At 64.7% G+C, this 16,573-nt stretch carries 15 protein-coding genes and 1 pseudogene; 12 read left to right on the forward strand and 4 right to left on the reverse strand.

All coding sequences use genetic code 11. The features are described from left to right. Nucleotides 1–537, reverse strand: a pseudogene (locus WA702_RS18485) (hypothetical protein); the annotation flags it as partial. A 458-nt stretch (nucleotides 538–995) separates the two neighbouring features. On the opposite strand from WA702_RS18485, the gene WA702_RS18490 reads away from it, so the two are divergent. The 4 genes from WA702_RS18490 (at nucleotide 996) to WA702_RS18505 (ending at nucleotide 6,035) form a co-directional block, all read left to right on the forward strand. Beyond that, complete coding sequence (locus tag WA702_RS18490; protein ID WP_425111978.1) at nucleotides 996–2,648, forward strand: glycosyltransferase family 39 protein; 1,653 nt, start codon at nucleotides 996–998, stop codon at nucleotides 2,646–2,648. 105 nt (nucleotides 2,649–2,753) lie between these two features. Next, on the forward strand, nucleotides 2,754–3,533 hold the full coding sequence (locus WA702_RS18495) for a class II aldolase/adducin family protein (protein WP_425111979.1): 780 nt from the start codon (nucleotides 2,754–2,756) through the stop codon (nucleotides 3,531–3,533). A 37-nt stretch (nucleotides 3,534–3,570) separates the two neighbouring features. Continuing rightward, nucleotides 3,571–4,566, forward strand: coding sequence for an NAD-dependent epimerase/dehydratase family protein (locus WA702_RS18500; RefSeq protein WP_425111980.1), 996 nt, complete (start codon nucleotides 3,571–3,573; stop codon nucleotides 4,564–4,566). A 257-nt stretch (nucleotides 4,567–4,823) separates the two neighbouring features. Continuing rightward, complete coding sequence (locus WA702_RS18505) at nucleotides 4,824–6,035, forward strand: diguanylate cyclase domain-containing protein (protein ID WP_425111981.1); 1,212 nt, start codon at nucleotides 4,824–4,826, stop codon at nucleotides 6,033–6,035. A gap of 169 nt (nucleotides 6,036–6,204) precedes the next feature. Here WA702_RS18505 and WA702_RS18510 read toward each other — a convergent pair whose 3' ends face one another. From WA702_RS18510 to WA702_RS18520, 3 genes are read right to left on the reverse strand one after another with little or no spacing between them, the layout of a single operon-like run. Beyond that, nucleotides 6,205–7,611, reverse strand: a complete 1,407-nt coding sequence (locus WA702_RS18510; RefSeq protein WP_425111982.1) for a M20/M25/M40 family metallo-hydrolase — start codon at nucleotides 7,609–7,611, stop codon at nucleotides 6,205–6,207. 23 nt (nucleotides 7,612–7,634) lie between these two features. Further along, nucleotides 7,635–8,957: a glycosyltransferase family 87 protein gene (locus WA702_RS18515; RefSeq protein ID WP_425111983.1), complete on the reverse strand. Its 1,323-nt coding sequence runs from the start codon at nucleotides 8,955–8,957 to the stop codon at nucleotides 7,635–7,637. A gap of 34 nt (nucleotides 8,958–8,991) precedes the next feature. Next, on the reverse strand, nucleotides 8,992–10,602 hold the full coding sequence (locus tag WA702_RS18520; RefSeq protein ID WP_425111984.1) for a helicase HerA-like domain-containing protein: 1,611 nt from the start codon (nucleotides 10,600–10,602) through the stop codon (nucleotides 8,992–8,994). Between the two features lie 321 nt (nucleotides 10,603–10,923). Here WA702_RS18520 and WA702_RS18525 point away from each other — a divergent pair, with 321 nt between their 5' ends. The 8 genes from WA702_RS18525 to WA702_RS18560 all read left to right on the forward strand — a co-directional run. After that, complete coding sequence (locus WA702_RS18525; RefSeq protein WP_425111985.1) at nucleotides 10,924–11,289, forward strand: DUF2267 domain-containing protein; 366 nt, start codon at nucleotides 10,924–10,926, stop codon at nucleotides 11,287–11,289. Between the two features lie 26 nt (nucleotides 11,290–11,315). Further along, complete coding sequence (locus tag WA702_RS18530) at nucleotides 11,316–11,723, forward strand: DUF4332 domain-containing protein (protein ID WP_425111986.1); 408 nt, start codon at nucleotides 11,316–11,318, stop codon at nucleotides 11,721–11,723. Nucleotides 11,724–11,857: 134 nt separating this feature from the next. Further along, complete coding sequence (gene folP / locus WA702_RS18535) at nucleotides 11,858–12,721, forward strand: dihydropteroate synthase (RefSeq protein ID WP_425111987.1); 864 nt, start codon at nucleotides 11,858–11,860, stop codon at nucleotides 12,719–12,721. Then, entirely contained in the window at nucleotides 12,718–13,086 is a 369-nt protein-coding gene (gene folB / locus WA702_RS18540) for a dihydroneopterin aldolase (RefSeq protein ID WP_425111988.1), read from the forward strand. Before folP ends, folB begins: the two co-directional genes overlap by 4 nt. Before the next feature lie 10 nt (nucleotides 13,087–13,096). Continuing rightward, nucleotides 13,097–13,588, forward strand: coding sequence for a 2-amino-4-hydroxy-6-hydroxymethyldihydropteridine diphosphokinase (gene folK / locus WA702_RS18545; protein ID WP_425111989.1), 492 nt, complete (start codon nucleotides 13,097–13,099; stop codon nucleotides 13,586–13,588). Between the two features lie 99 nt (nucleotides 13,589–13,687). Continuing rightward, nucleotides 13,688–15,574, forward strand: a complete 1,887-nt coding sequence (locus WA702_RS18550; protein WP_425111990.1) for a methylmalonyl-CoA mutase family protein — start codon at nucleotides 13,688–13,690, stop codon at nucleotides 15,572–15,574. Continuing rightward, the gene (locus WA702_RS18555; protein WP_425111991.1) at nucleotides 15,571–16,035 is read left to right on the forward strand and encodes a GFA family protein; all 465 of its coding nucleotides are present in this window, start codon (nucleotides 15,571–15,573) and stop codon (nucleotides 16,033–16,035) included. The genes WA702_RS18550 and WA702_RS18555 overlap by 4 nt, the downstream gene beginning before the upstream one ends. Before the next feature lie 39 nt (nucleotides 16,036–16,074). Next, on the forward strand, nucleotides 16,075–16,573 hold a 499-nt coding region (locus WA702_RS18560; RefSeq protein ID WP_425111992.1), incomplete at its 3' end, for a methylmalonyl-CoA mutase family protein.

Below are 16,573 nucleotides of genomic sequence, written 5' to 3' on the forward strand. Positions count from 1 at the left end.
CGGCTGCACCGGTTCCGGCGCCGATGGCTCGGCCAGCGGTGGGCTGCGGAACTCGGCCGCGGGTGGCTCGGCCGCGCGCTTCTCGGTGCGCTCGCGCTCCCGGCGCAGGGACGATTCGAACAACAAATTGCGCTTGGGGCGTGCCGACTCGCGCTCAGGCGGCGCCTCGGGCTCGGGCAATGGCGGCAACTCCGCCTGCCGGCCCCGGCCGCGCGGCGCGCTGCCCTCGCGCCAGAGATCCTCGAGCGGCGGGGCGGCGGTAACATCTGTTGGCTTCGGCGGTTCGCTATCGCCGGGCAGCTCCAATGCCCTGGAATTGGGATCGCTCGCCACCTGCAGGCGCAGCCGGTGCGCAATCAGCTTGAGTTCGCCGAGCACGGCAGCCAGCGCAAGCAGGATCAAGCCGGTGCACAAGCCGACCGTGCCCGACATGATCATGGTGTTCCCGAAACTGAATTCCTTGACCGGAATTCCGAGAGCGATCGCTCCGAGCCCCGCCAAGATGGCGACGGCCCCGGCGACCAACATGGCGCTCATCATCAAATCTACCCCCTAATGCGGCGGCCCGGAGCCGGCGGGTTCCGAACCGAAAACCACACTAGAATGTTGTGCTTACCCTTGTCCCTTGAATCTGGAACTTGAGACGTGCACCACCACAATCTGCAGCGAAGTGTCAAGTTCTGGCGCCAAGCAACACGGTCGCCGCGCGTCTGGCAAGGCCACGATACCGTCATATTGTGCCCTTCGCCAACTTGTCATCGCGGCCGAGGTTCCACCGGCAATCCCGGAGCCTTGCAGAGTTCAGCCCGCGTTCATTCTCGCCATGTCAATAGTGCCGGAACCAGTCGACTTTCAAGCCGCTGCTGCGTTGCAGCGAAAAGATTTAGTCGGCATTCGCCAATGACTTGACAACTCCACCTGCGCTATAGGGTCGCCGGCAAAGAGGCTTTCAGCGCAAGGGCGAGTTGCCAGGGGACGCCGGGTCACGACCAATCATGTCATCCATCACTACTTCGGCCCTCGACACGCCGGTCAGGCGCACAGTCGAGCGGACTTGCGACGACCTTGCGGTCTTCGTGCTCGCAGCGGTTGCGGTCGTCGCGGGACTGACCTTCCGTGACTATGGGCTCGGCTGGGACGACTACACCCACGCCGAATATGCCGACCTGCTGCTGCGGATGTACAAGTCCGGCTTCCGTGACACCGGGGCGCTCTCCTTCGCCAATCTCTACATGTATGGCGGCGGCTTCGACATGGTCGCGGCCCTGCTGCACAAGATCATTCCGCTGGAACTGTTCGAGACGCGGCGGCTGGTCGGCGCCATTGTCGGGCTGATCGGCCTCGCCGTCACTTGGCGGCTGGCGCGCCGGATCGGCGGTGCGGTCGCGGGCCTGGGCGCACTGCTGCTGCTGGCGCTGTGCCCGATCTACTACGGCCACATGTTCATGAACCCGAAGGACGCACCCTTCGCGGTGGCGATGGTGGTGCTGCTGATGGGCCTGGTGCGGCTGGCAGAGGAGTATCCCTACCCCAGCCCACGGACCATCCTGATCGTCGGACTCGGTGCCGGGCTGTCGATCGGCTCGCGCGTGCTGGGCGGTCTTGCCCTCGTCTACGCCGTCATCGGCTTCCTGCCGCTGTTCCTGGAGGAATATCGCACGCAGGGGCCGCGCGAGGCGGTCAGGCGCTTCGTCCATGTGCTCTACGTGCTGCTGCCGGGCCTGATCCTGGGTTATCTGATCATGGGCCTGATCTGGCCCTGGTCGATCATCGAGCCCGCCAATCCGTTCCGGGCGCTGACCTATTTCTCGCACTTCTTCGAGAAGCCCTGGAAGGAGATGTTCGACGGCGCGCTGGTTTCGGTGCCGGATATGCCGTGGTCTTATCTGCCGACGCTGTTTGCGCTCCAGCTCCCCGAGCTGATGCTGGGTCTGTTCATCGCCGGCGCGGTCACCTCGGTGCTGTCGCTGTCGCGGACCACAATGAGCGCGCGGCAGAAGAGCATCCTGCTGATGCTGACGGTGGCGGCGACCTTGCCGATCCTGATCGCGATCGTGAAGCGCCCCGCCCTTTACAACGGCATCCGCCACTTCGTGTTCGTGATCCCGCCGATGGCGCTGCTCGGCGGCATCGCCTTCGCCTGGCTGATGGATTGGCTGAAGGCCGACAGCCGCCGGAACTGGCAGCCCCTCGCAGTCACCGTGTTCTGCTTCGGTCTGCTGCTGCCGCTCGCCGAAATGATCCGGCTGCATCCCTATCAATACGCGCATTTCAACTACATCGCGGGCACCGTGCGCGAAGCCGACACCCGTTTCATGCTGGACTATTGGGGGCTGGCGCTGAAGCAGGCCTCCGATGGCCTGAAGCAACAGCTCGACGAACGCCAGGAAGTGATGCCCGAGGGGCGCAAATGGAAGGTCGCGGTGTGCGGCCCGCAGCGTCCGGCGCAGGTCGCGCTCGGTCCCGACTACACCATCGGGTGGGACAGTCATGGCGCCGATTTCGCGATGACGCTCGGCGAGTTCTACTGCAAGGGCCTGTCAGCGCCAGTGATGGTCGAGATCAAGCGCGACGACGTCGTGTTCGCTCGTGTCTACGACATCCGCGGCAAGAGCATTTCGAGCCTGCTGTCGATTCCCGCGCCGTAGAAAACGACCGCGCATCGCATGACTGCCCCTGCTCCCGGCGGCTTGCCGCGGCGGAACCGGGCGACTAGGCTCCGCGCCAACTCAATCGATCAGCGGAGAACGGCGATGTCGCCAGCGGAAGCGCGCCTGAACGAAGTGCCTGCAAACATGACGGAGGCGGAATGGAGCCAGCGGGTCAATCTCGCAGCCGCCTACCGCCTGGTGGCGCTGTTCGGCTGGGACGATTTGGTCGATACCCACATCTCGGCGCGGGTGCCGGGCCCCGAGCACCATTTCCTGATCAACCCTTACGGCCTGTTGTTCGAGGAGATCACCGCCTCCAGCCTGGTGAAGGTGGATCTCGACGGCAATCAGCTCACCGAGAGCGAGTACCGCATCAATCCGGCCGGCTTCACCATCCATTCGGCGATCCACGAGGCGCGGGAAGATGCCGGCTGCGTGATCCATCTGCACACCATCGATGGCGTCGCGGTGTCGAGCTGTGCCGAGGGCCTGAAACCCTTCAACCAGATCGCGCAATACGTCACCCATGACCTCGCCTATCACGACTATGAAGGCATCGCACTTGATCACGACGAGCGGCCGCGCCTGCAGCGCGACCTCGGCACCAAGAACCTGATGCTGTTGCGCAACCACGGCACGCTGACCGTCGGCCGCTCGGTCGCCTCCGCCTTCGAGCGCATGTACCAGCTCGAGCGCGCTTGTTCGATCCAGGTCCGCACCCGGACGCTCGGACCATCGGTCTATCCGGTGCAGGACGAGGTGGTCGAGAAGAACGCCAAGCTGTTCGAGAATGCCGATCGCGCCGAGCTGCGCTCGACCCAGCTGGTCTGGCCGCCGCTACTACGCAAGCTCGATCGCAGGGATCCGAGCTACCGGACCTGATGCGTCGCAGCTTTCGCCGATCACGGAGCAGCCAGCAGTGACGATCCTCGTAACCGGCAGTTCTGGCCATCTCGGCGAAGCCCTGGTGCGCACGCTGACGGCGCAGGGACGCGCGGTCAGCGGCCTCGACATTCGTCCCGGCGCCTTTACGCATCTGATCGGGTCGATCACCGATCGCGACGTGGTGCGCGGCGCCATGGCCGGCGTGACAGCGGTGCTGCACGCCGCGACCCTGCACAAGCCGCATGTCGCGACCCACAGCCGTCAAGCGTTCGTCGACGTCAACATCTCGGGCACGCTGAACCTGCTGGAGGAAGCGGCCGCCGCTTACGTCGCGGCCTTCGTCTACTCCAGCACCACCAGCGTGTTCGGCGATGCGCTGGTGCCGCCGCGCGGCGAGCCGGCTGCCTGGGTGACGGAGAGCGTCACGCCGGTGCCGAAGAACATCTACGGGGTCACCAAAGCCGCGACTGAGGATCTCTGCCAGCTGTTCGCGCGTAACCAGGCGTTGCCTACGATCGTGCTGCGCGTCTCGCGGTTCTTTCCGGAAGCGGACGACGACGCGGCGGTGCGCAGCGCCTACGCGGACAGCAACACGAAGGTGAACGAGTTTCTCCATCGCCGCGTGGATGTCGAAGACGTGGTTGATGCGCATCTGAAGGCGGTCGCCCACGCTTCCGCCGCTCGCTTCGCGAAATACATCATCAGCGCCACTACGCCGTTCTCACGCGGCGATATGGCCGAATTGCGCAGCAACGCACCACAAGTGGTTCGCCGCCACGTGCCCGACTATGAACGGGAATATGCCCGCCGCGGCTGGACCATGTTCGATGGCATCGATCGCGTCTATGTCAACGATAAGGCCCGCACCGAACTCGGCTGGCGGCCACGCCATGATTTCCGCGCGCTGGTGGCGCGGCTGAAGGCCGATGAGGACATCCGCAGCCCCCTCGCACAGGCGATCGGCAGCAAGGGCTATCATGATCGCGCTCTCCAGCAAGGTCCCTACCCGATCGGCGTGGCTCGCAGTTGAGGAATGTCATCGACTTGTCAGTATTGATGTGCTAAACGATTGTCACACAACCTCTACGCTTTTCGGAATGAAACGCCGTCCAATTCCGGGCGGCGTTTTTGTGTTGGGCTCCTGACTTTCGCAGCGCGCGATCGCGCCACGTTTTGCGCCCGCCAGAGCATTTCTTTACCGCGCATCAAGCATGTGCGGGAACAGCCGTCCGTGCGCAAAGGCCTGTTAAGCATCGGTCCCCCTTGATGTGCATGGGGAGTACCGAAATGCGCGACGATGGGTTGGCGTTCAGTCTGCCGCAATGGCGGCTGACGCGATGGCTTGCGGACGTCGGACCAGACGTCAGCGACGATGTTCGCGTTGCGCTGATTGGCGAACTCTACGGCAGCTGGCCCATTTTCGCGGCGGGCATCATCAACTCCGTGCTGACCAGCGGCGTGATTGCCGCGCGTGAGCAGACCGCGCCGTTCATCGCCTGGTTCGCGCTGGAGATCGTGATCTGCACCGCCCGCCTGCTGGTGCTGAGTGTGGCATTTCGGGCCGCCCGCACCGGCCGCAAGGCGCCGACCGACCTTTACATCCTGCTCGGCGTCGCCTGGAGCGCCAGCGTCGGCCTTGGCGCCAGCCTCAGCGTCGCCAGCGGTCACTGGGTCAGCGCCACACTGGCCTGCCTGTCCGGTGCCGCGATGGTCGGCGGCACCTGCTTCCGCAACTTCAGCGCTCCGCGCCTTGCCGGGGCCATGACCCTGTTCACCGTCGGCCCGGTCATTCCCGGCGTCGCGCTGGCACGCGAACCGCTGCTCTATCTGCTGTTCCTGCAGATGCCGCTTTACTTCTGGGCGATGTCAGCCGCCGCATTCCGGCTCAACAACATGCTGGTCACGGTGCTGCAGGCCAAGCGCCACAGCGAGGACCAGGCTCGCCTCGACGCCCTGACCGGCCTGCGCAACCGCGCCGGCCTCGTCGATGCGCTGGAAGCCCGGATCATCGCCCATCAGAACGACGGCAGGCCCTTCGCCCTGCTCTACCTCGACCTCGACCATTTCAAGCCGGTCAACGACACCCACGGGCACGCCGCCGGCGACATGCTGTTGCAGACCGTCGCGCTTTGCCTTTACGACCTCGCGCCGACGGCCGATGCCATCGCGCGCATCGGCGGCGACGAGTTCGTGGTGCTGATCAGCGACGTCACGCCGGAAGACGCCGTCGCGCTCGGTGAACACATCGTCCGCATTGCAGAGGAGCCGATCGCGCTGGGCTACGGTGCCACTGCAACGATCGGCATCAGTGTCGGCATTGCGCTGTCGCCTGATCACGGCACCGATGCCGAGACCCTGCTGGCACTGGCCGACGCCGCGCTCTATGAGGCCAAGTTCGCCGGCAGGTCATGCTGCCGTCTTGCAAACGCGGACACCATCCTGACCGCGCTGCGCAAGCTCGCCCGCCACGGCGCGCCGCGAGCCGGGGCTGCGGCCTGAAGCGTTCGAGTGACGCCGACCCCACTTCTCACACCGCTGTCGTTCCCCGCGAAGGCGGGGAATCCAGTACGGCGCGGCTTCCAGGCTAAGAACGACTGCCACCAGGTACTGGATCATCCGCCTTCGCGGATGATGACGCGGAGGAGACGTGCCGCTCCGTCTCCGGCTACTACCCCTGCGGCGTCTCGGCGAGCGCGGCGAGGATGCGGGCCCAGGAGCGGATGCCCTTGTGATAGCTCGTCAGGTCGTACTTCTCGTTCGGCGAATGGATGTTGTCGTCGTCGAGGCCAAAGCCGACCAGCAGACAGTCGAGCCCGAGCGTTTCCTTGAAATCGGCGACGATCGGGATCGAGCCGCCCGAGCCGATCAGCACCGCCTCCTTGCCCCATTCCTCGGTGAGCGCCTTTTTGGCTGCCGTCAGCGGCTTCATGGTCCAGTCGAGCGCAACCGCGGGCGCCGCGGAATGGTCTTCGAATTCGACCGTGCAATCCGCCGGAATGCGCGCCTTCACGTAGTCGCGGAAGATCTTGCGGATCTTCAGCGGGTCCTGGCCCTCGACCAGGCGGAACGAGATCTTCGCCGAAGCGTGCGCCGGGATCACCGTCTTAGAGCCCTCGCCGATATAGCCGCCGACGATGCCGTTGACGTCGCAGGTCGGACGTGAGGCGACCTGCTCGATCAAGAGACGCTCCTTCTCGCCAGCAGGAATCGACAGCCCGATCGGCTTCAGGAAATTCTCCGGCGTCAAATTGAGCTTCTTCCACTGCGCGAGCACCTCAGCCGGAAGGTCCTTCACGCCATCATAGAAACCCGGCAGCGTGATGTGGCCGTTCTCGTCGAACAGGCCGCCGAGCACCTCCGTCAGCACCCGGATCGGGTTGCGCGCGCCGCCGCCGAACAGGCCGGAATGCAGGTCGCGGTTGGCGGCCTTGATCTTGACCTCCTCATAGAGAAGTCCGCGCAGCATGGTCGTGATCGCCGGGGTGGTCGGGTCCCACATGCCGGTGTCGCAGACCAGCGCGAAATCGGCCTTGAACTCGTCCTTGTTGGCCTGCAGGAACGGCACGAAATTCTTCGAGCCGACCTCCTCCTCGCCCTCCAGCAGCACGGTGATGTCGAGCGGCAGCGCGCCGGTCACCGTCTTCCAGGCGCGGCAGGCCTCGACGAAGGTCATGAGCTGGCCCTTGTCGTCCTCGGCGCCGCGCGCGACGATGATCTTGCGGCCATCGGCATGGTCGGTGACGACAGGCTCGAACGGCAGCCGATGCCAGAGATCGAGCGGATCGACCGGCTGCACGTCGTAATGGCCGTAGAACAGCACGTGCGACTTCGCACCGCTATGGCCGTTGCTTTTTCCGACTACGGCCGGATGGCCCGCGGTCGGCCGCACCTTGGCCTCGAAGCCGATGGTGCCGAGATCCTTGGCGAGATGCTCCGCGGCCGCCTGGCACTCTCCGGCGAAAGCCGGTTCCGCCGAGATCGACTTGATCCGCAGCAGCGTGAACAGCCGTTCCAGGCTGTTGTTGAAGTCGGCATCGATGTGCTCGAGCACGGACTGAAGGTTTGCGTTGGCCATGGTCGCAGATTCCCTGAGCTGTCTTATTGCTGTAATTCTACTGCCGCCGGAGCTTGCGAGCCAGCCGTATCCCCGAGCGGATGCAGGATGTGCCAGACCAGCGCGCCGGCCATGACGGCGGTTGCCGCGAAATTGTTGCCCCAGGCCTGCAAGTCTTTCGGGAACGGCGGCAGCGCCAGCAGCATCAGGATGCCCGCCAGCGCCAGCGCCAGCCAGGTCCAGAGCCGCACGCGCGGCCTCGGATCGAAGGCCGCGCGGTGCATCAGCACGGTCATCGGGAAGAACAACCACATGAAATAATATTGCCGCGCCAGCGGCGAAGCCACCGTCATCAGACAGATCAGGATGCCGAGCTCCTCGGCGTCCGAACGCGGGGTGCGCCGCTCCTTGCGCGGCATCACCAGCAGAAAGCCGAGGCCGAGCAGGCCCGACACGGCGAGCACGACGAGATTGGCCGCCTTGAACGAGATATCGACGATGTTCATCGTCCGCACCGGCACCGGCTTGGTCGGGTCATCCTGCATGTAGTTCAGCGGGCGCGTCAGGCGATGGGTCATCGCGATGATCGACTGGTTGACCCAGGACCAGTTCTGCTCGTCGCGCTGGCCGAAGCCTTTCTCCGAGCTCGATCCGACCATGGCCTGGTACCAGGTCTTCATTTCAGCGGCATTGTGTGCAAAGCCACGCACCGGCGCCGGCACCACATACAGAAACGCAAGCGTGAACACGATCATGCTCACGGCTGCCGCCCATTGTCTTCGCCAGATGAGATAAGGCAGCACTGCGACCGGGAATACCTTGATCGCAGTCGCCAGCGCGAACATGCTGCCGGCGAGCCATGGCCGCAGCTCGGTGATCAGCCAGAAGCCATAGAGCATCAACGCCAGCAGCATCAGATTCGGTTGTCCGAGGTCGAACATGTCGAACACGAAGCTGATGGTGACCAAGCCCGGCAGAAAATAGAGCCACTGATTGGGCGTCCGCCCCGATCCCGTCATCGCGTGGGAGAGCTGCGCCGTCATCCACCACGCCACGACGTTGAGCAGCGACAGCACGCTATAGAGGACGGTCTTGCCGAACCAGGCGGGAATGGCGAGCAGCACCGCCGGCAGCGGCGGATAGATGAATGCAAAATACGCTGTGGGATCGCTGGGATAGAGATCCTTGCCCTGCAGCACCTGCTGGCCGGCCCAATACCACAGTGGATAGTCCTTGCTCTTGCCGCTGCCGAAGATTTCCGGAACCAGCACGTCGCCGATCAGCAGGACGCAGCAGATCAGGAACAGGATGTCGACCGGCAGACGCAGCGACGGCCATCTCAATTGACGTTGCGGGTTCGACATCATGCGGGCCTGCACGTCGTCACGGCTTGAGCAAGCATCATCGCCGCAACAATCCGCCTAGCGCGCCGCGCACGATGGAACGGCCGATCGAGCCGCCGATCGAGCCCGCGACATCCTTGCCGAGATCAGCCGCGATCCCGCCGACCACCTTGTTGGTGACGGAGCGCGTCACGTTGCGCGCGATCAGCTGTCCGGTCGACAGCCTGCCGCGCTTGACGTTGGTGCCGAAGATGGTGGCGGCGATGTCGCCGATCTTGTCCAGCAGGCCGCCTGACGTGCCCGGCTGCGTCGCCGCCGTGCCGGCAATCCGATTCTGGATCATTTCATAGGCAGACTCCGCATCAACAGCCGTGTCGTATTTGCCCTTCAGCGGACTCTGATCGATGATCGTCTTGCGCTCTTCGGCTGTGACAGGCCCGATCCGCGCCGAGGGCGGCCGCACCAACACGCGTTCGACCATTGCGGGCGTGCCGTTGCCCTCCAGGAACGAGACCAGCGCCTCGCCCTTGCCGAGCTCCATGATGACCTGCGCGGTATCGAGCTTCGGATTGGGGCGAAACGTCTCGGCAGCGGCGGCGACCGCCTTCTGGTCGCGCGGCGTGAAGGCGCGCAGCGCGTGCTGCACGCGGTTGCCCATCTGGCCGAGCACCTTGTCGGGAACGTCGAGCGGGTTCTGCGTCACGAAATAGACGCCGACGCCCTTGGAGCGGATCAGCCGTACCACCTGCTCGATCTTGTCCATCAACACTTTCGGCGCATCGTCGAACAGCAGATGCGCCTCGTCGAAGAAGAACACGAGCTTCGGCTTCGGCACATCGCCGACCTCGGGCAGCACCTCGAACAGCTCCGACAGCATCCAGAGCAGGAACGTGGCATAGAGCCGCGGGCTGTGCATCAGCCGGTCAGCGGCGAGAATATTGACGACGCCGCGCCCGTCGCGATCGGTGCGCATGAAATCCTGCAGCAAAAGCGCCGGCTCGCCGAAGAACTGGTTGCCGCCCTGATTCTCAAGCACGAGAAGCTGGCGCTGAATGGTGCCGACGGTCGCCCGCGTGACGTTGCCGAAGGTGCGCGCGGCCTGGCGGATCGACGCCAGCGGATCCTCGGCACCATCGGCCTTCTTCGGACCATCTGCCGGCGCAATCGCATCAAGCAGCGCGCGCAGATCCTTCATGTCGATCAAGGTCAGCCCGTTGTCGTCGGCGACGCGAAACGCAACGTTGAGCACACCTTCCTGCACGTCGTTGAGATCGAGCATCCGCGACAGCAGAAGCGGTCCCATTTCGGTGACGGTCGCGCGCACCGGATGCCCCTGCTCGCCGAACACGTCCCAAAACACCGTGGTGAACTGGTCCGCCTGGAACGTCAGCCCGAGTTCGGTGGCGCGCTTGATGATGAAGTCCTTGGCCTCACCGACCTCGGAAATACCGGAGAGATCACCTTTGATGTCAGCGGCAAACACGGGAACGCCAGCGCGCGCAAAGCCCTCGGCCATGACCTGCAGACTGACGGTCTTGCCGGTGCCGGTCGCACCGGTGACGAGGCCATGGCGATTGGCGAGTGCAAGGGTCAGCCATGCCTGTTGCTCGCCCTTGCCGACAAAAATCTTCTCATCCGTGTCAATAGAATTTGTTCCGGATACCGCCATGATGTCCGTCTTTCGTGCATCGCGTGTTGGATTCCCCGCAATCATACTTCATCTGATGTGCATTGAAACCGGCGTCGGCGCGTCCATCAAAGCGGATGAAAAAAGCCGTTTGCGACGGCAACGCAACCGCTTCGTGTTGCAGCTGCACCTATCCGCAAATTTCACACCTGCTCTTGCAGCGAAGCCACACTCCCGCCGCGATCGTGATTCGATTCGTACCCCTGCGCGCTCATCGCTTGTAATTCGCAACCCGTATGATCAAGATGACTCCTTGTGCGGGCGTCCGGTCTTGGGGGACCGGATTGAGGACGACGGGGCAATATGGACGAGTTGATTGGTCTGCTGGCTGCAAAGGCCGGCATCGATAGAGCTGTGGCCGAAAAAACCATCGGCATCATGCTCAACTTTCTTCGGACTGAAGGACCTTCACAGCAGGTCCGAGCGTTGATCGACGGAATACCGGGCGCGGAGGCCGCGATTGCGGCGTCGCGCACGGGTGGCGGACTATCGCGGCTGATGGGGAGCGGCTTGATGGCCGTCGGGAGCAGGCTCATGGGCCTCGGGCTTGGGATCACCGACATCCAGACCGTGGCGCGTGAACTTTTCAGGTTCGGCCGTGACAAAATCGGAGCCGACCAGATGAGCGCGATCGTCGCGGGGACGCCGGGCCTGAGCCAGTTCGCCTGAAGCACCTTCCCTTTTTGTCGAGTATCATGACATATCCAATCTCAGATATTGAAGGCATGAGTGCCTTCTGCGCCTCGAAGCTGAAAGCTCAGGGCATCCGAACCACCGACGCGCTGCTTGAGGCCGCACGCACCGTGAAGGGGCGCAAGGCGCTCGCTGCCAAGACCGCGATCAGCGAGCAGCAATTGCTGGAATGGGCCAATGTCGCCGACTACATGCGGATTCCCGGCATGGGCAAGGCGAAGGTCTGCCTGATGCGTGCCGCCGGCGTCACCACGGTGCGCGAGCTCGCGCATCGCAATCCGGCGCGGCTCGCGCAAAACATCAAGGAAGTGAACACCAGGCGCAAGCTGGTCCGCATCCTGCCGTCGGAAAAATCGATCGGACACATGATCGAGCGGGCGCGCAAGCTGGAGCCCAAAATCAGCTATTGAAGATCAGCGCTTGAAAATCATCTGCGAGACTGGCGCCCGCCCAGCTACCAGATAGCGCAAGCGTCATCTATCACAATCCCGGATTGCGGTTTCTGCAGCTTGACTCCGCTGCAGGGACCGCGCAAAGCCGCTGCATGAGCGCCTCGTCGCAAAGCCAGGATACGGTGACCGCAGCCGTTGCGCATCCGCTCGTGCGTGCGTGGCTGGAGCGGCCGTATTCTGCGGTCATGGGTGTGCTCAATGTGACGCCGGATTCGTTTTCTGACGGCGGCAATTTCACCACGCCGGCACGTGCGCTCGCGCAAGCCCGGCGGATGATCTTCGAAGGTGCCGACATCATCGACGTCGGCGCCGAATCCACCCGTCCCTATGCCGGCGCGGAGGCGGTCCCAGCCGGGGATGAAATCGCGCGGCTTCGCCCGGTGCTCGCCGGCGTCGTAGCTCTCGGCCTGCCCGTGTCGATCGACAGCATGAAGGCTGCGGTCGTCCGCTTCGCGCTGGACCAGGGCGCGCAGATCGCTAACGACGTCTGGGGCCTGCAGCGTGATCCCGATATGGCGCCGCTGCTGGCGGAACGGAATGTGCCTGTCATCGTGATGCATAATCGCGACAGCGCCGACGACACCATCGACATCATGGCGGACGTGATCGCCTTCTTCCGACGCTCGCTCGATATCGCCGCAAAGGCCGGCATTCCCCATGGCAACATCGTGCTCGATCCGGGCATCGGCTTTGGCAAGACGCCCGTCCAGAGCATGACGATGCTGGCGCGGCTGAACGAGCTCGACATCTTCGGCTTGCCGATACTGGTCGGCGCCTCACGCAAACGCTTCATCGCCTCCGTCATGCCCTCGGAGCCGCAGGCGCGGCTCGGCGGCTCGATCGCGGCGCATCTGATCGCCGCCCAGCGCGGCGCCAAGCTCATCAGGGCTCATGACGTGGCCGAGACCGTGCAGGCGCTGCGCGTCGCCACTGCAATCGAGGCGCAGAAGATATGAGCGACGCCATTTTCATCAAGGGTCTCCTGATCCATGCCCGCCATGGCGTCTTGGAGCATGAGAGCGAGGTCGGCCAGCGCTTCGTGATCGATCTCGAGCTCGACATCGACCTGTCGGACTCCTCGCGCACCGATCGCTTGTCCGACACCGTCTCCTACTCCAACGTGGTGACGACGGCGACCTCCGCCTTCAAGGACACCAATTACTACCTGCTCGAGCGCGCCGCCGGCGCGGTGGCCGACGCTATCCTCGCCGCCTTCCCGCGCATTCGCGCCGTCAAGGTCACCGTGCACAAGCCGCATGCGCCGATCGCCGCGATCTTCGAGGATGTCGGCGTGGTGCTGACCCGCACGCGGCAGTCCTGAGACTACGAGAATGGCGAGCGCGCTGATTGCTCTCGGCGGCAATGTCGGCAACGTCAGGTCGAGGTTTCATAGCGCGATCGATGCGGTCTGCCGACAGGCGAAGGCGACGCTGACCGCGCGCTCGTCCGACTATGAGACCCCGCCCTGGGGCGGCGTCGAACAGCCTTCCTTCGTCAACGCTTGCATCGCGATCGAGACTGCTCTCGCGCCGCACGCGCTGCTCGCAGTCCTGCAGGACATCGAACGGACCTTCGGGCGCGACCGGGCGCGGGAGACCCGCTGGGGGCCGCGCACGCTCGATCTCGACCTCATCGCCTATGACGATGTCGTACTCGATACGCCAGAGCTGACCCTGCCGCATCCGCGCCTGTTCGAGCGCGCTTTCGTGCTGGTCCCGCTCGCCGAGATCGCGCCCGAGCGGGTGATTGCAGGGCGTTCCCGGCGCGAGGCGCTGGGCAGAGTTTCGTCTGACGGAATCGTCCGGCTGCCCGACCTCGATTAAGAAAGACCTGAGCCGAAACAACCGTTTGGCTTGGCCGCCGCGACGTGGCATTTTGCGGCGAACAAAGGCTTTGACGGTGCGCCCGGGAGACGCGGAAGAATGACAGAGGTGACCGAACAGCTGCACCAGGATCTGCGGCTTGCGGCCGATTTCGCGCCGGCCACCGAAGGCGAGTGGCGCAAGCTGGTCGATGGCGTGCTGAAGGGGGCACCGTACGAGAAGCTGGTCGGCAAGACCTATGACGGCATCAAGATCCAGCCGATCTATCCGCGCGCCAAAGGTTCCTCCCTGGTCGCCGGCCGGGCCGCCGCTGCGCCGTGGCAGATCATGCAGCGGGTCGACCATCCTGAAGCGGCCAAGGCCAATGCCCAGATCCTGACCGATCTCGAAAATGGCGCCACCGGGCTCGACATCGAATTTGCCGGCGGCGCTGGCGCGCGCGGCTTCGGCATCGCGAACGCCGGGCCTGATACGCTGAAGCGCCTGTTCGACGGCGTCATGCTCGATGCCGGCATCTCGATCGCACTCAATCCCGTGGTCGGGCGCGGCAATGCCGGCGAGGCGCTTGCGGATTTGATCGAAGCCCAGGGCATCGACCCCGCCAAGGTCAATCTGCGCATCAACTATCAGGCGTTTTCCACGCTTGCTGTCCGCGGCAGCGCCGCGGGGCCCTGGCGGGAGATGGCGCCTCCCTTTGCGAAAGTCGTGCGCGGCCTGATGGACCGCGGCTTCAGGGAGAAGCTGATCCTGGCGGACGGCCGGCCGGTCCACGACGCCGGCGGGTCCGAGGCGCAGGAGCTGGCGTTCGCGCTGGCATTGGCGGTGGCTTATCTGCGGATGCTGGAGACCGGCGGCATCGCGCTCGACGCGGGCCGCGACGCCATCTCGTTCCGCCTCAGCGCCGATGCGGACCAGTTTCTGACGACTGCGAAATTCCGCGCGCTGCGCCTGCTTTGGGCGCGTATCGAGGTCGCTTGCGGGCTCACGCCGAAGCCGGCGTTCGTCGCGGCGGAGACAGCATGGCGCATGCTGACCCAGCGCGATCCCTATGTGAACATGCTGCGCGCCACCATCGCGACCTTCGCTGCCGGGCTCGGCGGCGCCAACGCGATCACAGTGCTGCCGCACACATTGGCGCTCGGGCTGCCCGATGCCTTCGCCCGGCGGATGGCGCGCAACACCCAGCTGATCCTGCTGGAAGAGAGCAATCTCGCCAGGGTTGCCGACCCCATGGCCGGCGCCGGCGGCACCGAGAGTCTGACGCGAGAGCTGTGCGAAACGGCCTGGGCGCTGTTCCAGGAGATCGAGACAAGCGGTGGCGTGTTTGCGGCGCTTCAGCAAGGCTTGATCCAAAGCAAGGTCGCGGCGACCCGCAAGGCGCGCGATGCCGATATCGCCAAGCGCCGCTTGGTGCTGACGGGCGCTAGCGAGTTTCCGAACCTGAGCGAAGCCGCCGTCAAGGTCGAGATGCCGGCTCCGGCAGCGCGTATCGAGAACAGCGTGGCTGCCATCAGCTTCGCTGCCCTCGCCCCCGTGCGGCTAGCCGAACCGTTCGAACGGCTGCGCGATCGCTCCGACGCAAAGCTCAAGAGCGGCGGCAAGCGGCCCTCGGTGTTCCTTGCTAATCTCGGCGCCCCGACCGATTTCACCGCGCGCGCAACCTTTGCCCGCAGCTTCTTCGAGGCCGGCGGCATCGCGGCGATCGACGGGAAGGGCTCGTTGGAGCCGGCGGCGCTCGCCGCCGAGTTCAAGGCGTCCGGCGCGCCCTTCGCCTGCCTGTGCTCGTCAGACAAGATCTATGCCAGCGACGCGATCGCGGCGGCCAAGGCCCTGCACGCCGCCGGCGCCCGACATATCTATCTTGCGAGCCGTCCCGGCGAGCAGGAGGCGGAGTTGCGCGGCGCCGGTGTCGGCGGCTTCGTCTTTGCCGGCAGCGATGCGCTCGCGATCCTCGACGACGCCTATTCGCACCTGGAGCGAGCATGACCGACGACACCAAGCCCCTCCTGACCGGCGGCTGCCAATGCGGCGCCGTCCGCTTCGCGTTCAAGACCGCACCCGGCAAGGTCAGCATCTGTCATTGCCGGATGTGCCAGAAAGCGTCCGGCGCGCCGTTCGCCTCGTTTGCCGAGATCGACCGCGAGCACTTCGCCTGGACGCGCGGTCAGCCCGCCGCGTTCCGCTCCTCCTCGATCGCCGAGCGTTTCTTCTGCGCCGCCTGTGGCACGCCGCTCGGCTTCGGGCGCATCGATGGGCCGCGCATCGAGATCATGACAGGCAATTTCGACCGGCCCGACCGCGTCATCCCGACGCGCCAATACGGCACCGAATCCCGCCTCGGCTGGGTGGTCGGAATCTCCAATTTGCCGAGCCAGACCACGATGCAGAATTACGGGCCGGAAAAGATGGCGACTATCGCAAGCCATCAGCATCCGGATCACGACTAAGATGAAACCGGCATCCGCCATTTTGCCGAGATGGACGCTATGAGCCGCATTCCGAATTTTGCCGAGATCGACTTCGCCTCCACCGCCACGCCCGCGCCGACAGGCCACGCCGAACCGTGGCTGACGCCCGAGGGCATTCTGGTCAAGCCGGCCTATGGCGAGGCAGATCTCGAGGGGATCGACTTCCTCGACACCTGGCCGGGCATCGCGCCCTATCTGCGCGGCCCCTACCCGACCATGTATGTCAACCAGCCCTGGACTATCCGGCAATATGCCGGCTTCTCCACGGCGGAGGATTCCAACGCCTTCTATCGCCGCAACCTCGCGGCCGGTCAGAAGGGCCTCTCGGTCGCCTTCGATCTCGCCACCCATCGCGGCTATGACAGCGATCATCCGCGCGTCGCCGGCGATGTCGGCATGGCCGGCGTGGCGATCGACTCGATCTACGATATGCGCACGCTGTTCTCCGGCATCCCGCTCGACCGGATGAGCGTGTCGATGACCATGAACGGCGCCGTGCTGCCGATCCTGGCGCTGT

The organism is Bradyrhizobium sp., assembly GCF_049798375.1.
Classification (GTDB): Bacteria; Pseudomonadota; Alphaproteobacteria; order Rhizobiales; family Xanthobacteraceae; genus Bradyrhizobium.